This is a genomic window from Aeromicrobium sp. REDSEA-S32_B7 (assembly GCF_001626145.1).
GTDB lineage: Bacteria > Actinomycetota > Actinomycetes > Propionibacteriales > Nocardioidaceae > Aeromicrobium > Aeromicrobium erythreum.
On record NZ_LUNF01000315.1, the window covers coordinates 1 to 4,467 of the forward strand.

The 4,467-nt window shown below is 75.4% G+C and carries 5 protein-coding genes; 4 read left to right on the forward strand and 1 reads right to left on the reverse strand.

Annotated features, from left to right (window positions below):
- The first annotated feature begins 121 nt into the window (after nucleotides 1-121).
- Together A6Q79_RS17940 and A6Q79_RS17945 are read left to right on the forward strand one after the other, a co-directional pair.
- Nucleotides 122-328: a hypothetical protein gene (locus A6Q79_RS17940; protein WP_286689711.1), complete on the forward strand. Its 207-nt coding sequence runs from the start codon at nucleotides 122-124 to the stop codon at nucleotides 326-328.
- The gene (locus A6Q79_RS17945; RefSeq protein ID WP_286689710.1) at nucleotides 310-1,410 is read left to right on the forward strand and encodes an AMP-binding protein; all 1,101 of its coding nucleotides are present in this window, start codon (nucleotides 310-312) and stop codon (nucleotides 1,408-1,410) included. Before A6Q79_RS17940 ends, A6Q79_RS17945 begins: the two co-directional genes overlap by 19 nt.
- A 236-nt stretch (nucleotides 1,411-1,646) precedes the next feature.
- Here the strand turns inward: A6Q79_RS17945 and A6Q79_RS17950 are convergent, their stop codons facing one another.
- Nucleotides 1,647-2,300 (reverse strand): SDR family oxidoreductase, encoded by a 654-nt coding sequence (locus A6Q79_RS17950; RefSeq protein WP_286689709.1) that lies wholly within the window; start codon nucleotides 2,298-2,300, stop codon nucleotides 1,647-1,649.
- 105 nt (nucleotides 2,301-2,405) lie between these two features.
- On the opposite strand from A6Q79_RS17950, the gene A6Q79_RS17955 reads away from it, so the two are divergent.
- Nucleotides 2,406-3,356 (forward strand): o-succinylbenzoate synthase, encoded by a 951-nt coding sequence (locus A6Q79_RS17955; protein WP_286689708.1) that lies wholly within the window; start codon nucleotides 2,406-2,408, stop codon nucleotides 3,354-3,356.
- A partial coding sequence (gene menD / locus A6Q79_RS17960; RefSeq protein ID WP_317698905.1) for a 2-succinyl-5-enolpyruvyl-6-hydroxy-3-cyclohexene-1-carboxylic-acid synthase occupies nucleotides 3,353-4,467 on the forward strand: 1,115 nt, incomplete at its 3' end. The genes A6Q79_RS17955 and menD, both read left to right, overlap by 4 nt.

A 4,467-nucleotide genomic window follows, 5' to 3' on the forward strand; every position in this document is an offset into this window, starting at 1 on the left:
GGCGGCGGGAAGGGTGCGGGGACGGGCCCCCTCGACCCACTGCGAGAGGGTCGCGCTGCTGCGGTCGTTCACGATGCTCCTAGGGTTCAGCGGACAGTGTGCCAGCGCCTAGGGTGGGGGGATGACGCAGCCGCCGTTCCCGTTCGTCCTCGTGCTGCTGACGGGCATCTTCGTGTGGCTCGCGGTGACGTCCGACGGCGGCTGGCTGCCGCTCGCCGCCGGGTTCGGGGCCCTCGTGACGGGTGCCGCGGCGCTCTACCAGTCGCGTCCGGTGCGCGACCCGCTCGACGAGGAGCCGGAGTCCGAGGAGTGGGAGCCGGGCTCCTGACCGCGGCGGCGTCGCTGCGCCCGGTGTCGGGCTCGGCGCGCGACGTGCTCGACCTGCTGCGTCCGTGGGTGGCCGGCGACGACGTCGAGCCGCTCGTCGTGCGCACGTCGGGCAGCACGGGCGAGCCGAAGGACGTGCGCCTGTCGCGGGGCGCGGTGCTGGCGTCGGCGCACGCCACGCACGCACGTCTCGGCGGGCCCGGCCAGTGGCTGCTGGCGCTGCCCGTGACCGGCGTGGGTGGCCTGCAGGTGCTGGTGCGCTCCCTCCTCGCGGAGCAGGAGCCGGTGCTCCTCGACGACCACGACGACCTCGTCGACGCGCTGCGCGAGCTCGACGCGCCCCGCACCTACGCGTCCCTCGTGCCCACCCAGCTGCACCGCCTGGCGTCGGCGGGCCGGCTCGACGTGCTCGCGGCGCTCGACGCGGTGCTGGTGGGCGGTGCCGCGCTCGACCCGACGCTGCGCGAGCAGGCGACGTCGGCGGGTGTGCGGGTCGTGCGCACCTACGGGATGAGCGAGACGAGCGGAGGATGCGTGTACGACGGCGTCCCGCTCGACGGCGTCCGCGTGCGGGTGGCCGACGCGCGCGACGGCGTGGGTCGCGTGCAGCTGGCGGGACCGGTGCTGTTCGACGGCTACGGCGACGTCGCGCGCACCGACGAGTGGTTCGACACCGCCGACCTCGGCAGCGTCGACGCCGCGGGCGTGCTCAGCGTCGTCGGTCGGGCCGACGACGTCGTCGTGAGCGGCGGCGTGAACGTGCCGCTGCCCGCGGTCGAGCGGGCGCTGCGCGCGCTGCCGGAGGTGCACGACGCGGCCGTCGCGGGCGTGCCCGACGACGAGTGGGGCACGCGGGTGGTGGCCGTGGTGGTCCCGGCCGACGCCACCTGCCTCGACGCGGTGGCCGCCGACCGTCTGCGCGACGCGCTCGAGGAGCAGGGACTGCCGCGCCGCTGGGCGCCGCGCGACGTCACCCTCGTCGACACCGTCCCCCTCCTCCCGAACGGCAAGGTCGACCGCCTCGCCGTCCGCCGCCTCTTCCGACCCCACCCTTCCCGCCCCTTTGGGTTGGGCCCCACCTAAAGGGTGATGTCCCACCCCAGCGCTGGGGTGGGACGAACCCTTTGAGTGGGGGAGACGACCTCTGGAGGGCGTCCAGAGCTCGTCGTCGCAGCGTTGGGCCCGGTGCGACGCCACGCACGCGGCACGCGGCACGCGGCACAGGATGATCCCCCCCCCAACGCAAAGGGAACTCCCCCACGCAGCGCTGCGTGGGGGAGTCAGTCTTTGGGTGGGGCCCAACCCAAAGGGGGAGGGGGTCAGGCGGAGGCGACGGCCTCGTCGAGGGGCGTCTCGCCGGTCACGAGGTCCCACTGACGGCCGATGCCGGCGCCGGTGTGGAGGACCTCGGCGATCACGGCGGCGACGTCGGCGCGCGGGACCTCGCCGCGAGCCACGGAGTCGCCGAGCGTCACGCTGCCCCGCGCGGGGTCGTCGGTCAGCCGGCCCGGGCGGATGATCGTCCAGTCCAGGCCGCTCTCGCGCAGCGCGACGTCGGCGTCGCGCTTGGCCTCGACGTAGGCGCGCCACACGTCGTCGGTGTCCTCGGGCAGCGGCAGGTCGACGCCGATCGCGGAGACCTGCACGAAGCGTCGGACGCCCGCGATCCTTGCGCCCTCGATCGACTTCAGCGAGCCCTCGAGGTCGACGGCGCGCTTGCGGCTGATGTTGCCGTCGGGTCCGCCGCCGGCGGCGAAGACGACCGCGTCGCAGCCGTCGAACACGGACGCGAACGCGTCGGCGTCCTGCTGCTCGATGTCGAGCCGGCGCGCCGTGGCCCCCCGCTGCTCGACGTCGCTCGTGTGCGCGTCGTTGCGGATGAGCGCGACGACGTCGTGGTCGCGTGCGCGGAGCTGCTCGATGAGGTGGAGGGCGATCTGGCCGTGGCCCCCGACGATGGCGATGGTCGACATGTGTCCACCGTTGCACGGCGCACCTGACGTCGCAGTGCGGCTCGGGGTGGTTGTGCGCGACCTCACCCGCGGGCCCCGACGCTGCCGCGCCGCTACCCTCGGCAGGTGCACACGTTCGCGATCGGGATGCCCGTCCGGTTCCGTGGCATCCACCGACGCGAGGGCCTGCTGATGCGCGGCGCCGCCGGCTGGGGCGAGTTCAGCCCGTTCCTCGACTACGACGACGAGGAGTGCGTGCCGTGGCTGCGGGCCGCGCTCGAGGCCGCCCACGACGGCTGGCCCGAGCCCGTCCGCGACCGCGTGCCCGTGAACGCGACCGTGCCCGCCGTGGGACCCGAGCAGGCCGCGCAGATCGTGCGGACGTCGGGTGCCTCGACCGCCAAGGTCAAGGTGGCCGAGCGGGGCCAGACGCTCGCCGACGACGTCGCACGCGTCGAGGCGGTCCGCGACGTCCTGGGCAGCGGGGGTCGGGTGCGGGTCGACGCCAACGGCGGGTGGTCCGTCGACGACGCGGTCGCGGCCGTGAAGGCCCTGGATGCCGTCGGCACGCTCGAGTACGTCGAGCAGCCGTGCGCCTCGGTGGAGGAGCTCGCGCTGGTCCGCCGCAGGGTCGACGTGCCCGTGGCCGCCGACGAGTCGATCCGTCGCGCCGCCGACCCCTACCGTGTCCGCGACCTGGAGGCCGCCGACGTCGCCGTGCTCAAGGTGCAGCCGCTGGGCGGGGTGCGCGCGTGCCTGCGCGTGGCCGAGGAGATCGGCCTGCCCGTCGTCGTCTCGAGCGCCGTCGAGTCGTCGGTGGGCCTGGCCGCGGGCGTCGCGCTCGCGGCGGCGCTGCCCGAGCTGCCGTACGCGTGCGGCCTCGGCACCACGTCGCTGCTCGACGGCGACGTCACGAGCAGCCCGCTGGATCCTGTCGACGGCTGGCTCCCCGTGCGCACGGTCGACGTCGAGGAGGCGGCGCTGGCCGACGTCGCCGCCGACGCCGCGACCGACGCCGCCTGGCGTGCCAGGTTCGAGCGTGTCGACGCCCTGCGCCGCGCGGCGGTCGCGCGATGAGCGAGCAACGGTCGATCGGCGTGGCGCGCAGGTTGTTGCACGCCCTGCTCGGCCACCACGTCACCGACGTCGTCCTGGCGCCCGGCTCGAGGTCGGCGCCCCTGGCACTCGCGTTCCACGCAGCCGAGCAGGCGGGACGCATCCGCCTGCACGTGCGGGTAGACGAGCGCGAGGCAGGCTTCCTCGCCCTCGGCCTCGCGAGGACGTCGCACCGCGTGGTGCCCGTGGTGACCACCTCCGGCACTGCGGTGGCGAACCTGCATCCGGCGATGCTCGAGGCGCTGCACGCCGGCGTGGGGGTGCTGGCCGTGACCGCCGACCGTCCGGCGAGGCTGCGGGGCACGGGCGCCAACCAGACCACGGTGCAGCCGGGCATCTTCCCGGGGGTCGCGTACACGGACCGCGTGAAGGGTCTGCTCGGCGTCGCCCGGCCCGACGCGCCAGGCCACCTGAACCTCGAGCTCGACGAGCCGTTGGTCGAGTCGGTCGACTGGTCGCTCGACCGCGACCCCGACGCCTTGATGCTCGGCCGGGTCGGCTCCTGGCGCGAGCCCGGTGTCCTGACGACCCTCGACCTGGGCCCCCGCACCGTCGTCCTCGCCGGCGACGACTCCGGCGCCCGCGCCCGGGTGCTCGCCCGCGAGGCGGGCTGGCCGCTGCTCGCCGAGCCGACGTCGGGCTCCCGCACGGGTGGCGCGCTGTCGACCTACCGCCTGCTCCTCGGTCACGAGCCCCTGGCCGGACGGGTCGAGCGGGTGGTGTCGTTCGGCCACCCGACGCTGAGCCGTCCGGTCACGCGGCTGCTGGCGCGCGCCGACGTCGACGTCGTGCACGTGGGCACGCAGGCGACCTTCCCCGTGCCGGCCGGCCCCCGCGTCACGTTCGTCGACGACGTCGCGGCCGGCAGCGTCGACGACCCCGCCTGGCTGCAGGAGTGGACGGACGCCGACGCCCGCGTGCAGCGCGCCGTCGACGACCTGCTCGCGGACCACCCCGACAGCGGCCTGGCCGTCGCGCGCACCGTCGCCGAGGCGCTCCCGCCCGACGGCCTGCTCGTCGTGGGCGCGTCTCAGCCGATCCGCGACCTCGACGTCGTCGCGCGGCCCTGGAC

What these genes read in the sequence shown, in the direction of transcription:
- A6Q79_RS17940 (WP_286689711.1), top strand. Translation starts at nt 122, where the DNA reads ATGACGCAGCCGCCGTTCCCGTTCGTCCTCGTGCTGCTGACGGGCATC.
- A6Q79_RS17950 (WP_286689709.1), bottom strand. Translation starts at nt 2,300, where the DNA reads ATGTCGACCATCGCCATCGTCGGGGGCCACGGCCAGATCGCCCTCCAC.